At 37.3% G+C, this 228-nt stretch carries 1 pseudogene; it reads right to left on the bottom strand.

Going from position 1 to position 228, the window contains the following annotated elements:
• Positions 1-163 (bottom strand): annotated as a pseudogene (rtp, locus tag SB660_RS24440) (replication termination protein); the annotation flags it as partial.
• Between the last annotated feature and the right edge of the window lie 65 nt (positions 164-228).

The raw sequence follows: 228 nt of genomic DNA on the forward strand, positions 1-228 counted from the left end.
TATGATTCGGCTTAAAACCGATGGGTTTAAATTCCGAACGCAGCACCTCGAGAAGCTTCAGTCCGTAAAGCCGTTCCTGCTCTGTCATTGTAATCATGTAAAGCTTTAAAAAGGCTCTTTGTTTTACTAAAAAACCGGTTGAACTTCTTTTTTCTTCTTTCAATATGTGCCCACCCTTCCTTCTAACAAATTATTCCATGTACTAAATATTCTCTTTATATCCCGTTT

This window comes from Bacillus sp. SIMBA_005 (assembly GCF_046535585.1).
In the GTDB taxonomy this organism is placed as follows: domain Bacteria; phylum Bacillota; class Bacilli; order Bacillales; family Bacillaceae; genus Bacillus; species Bacillus pumilus.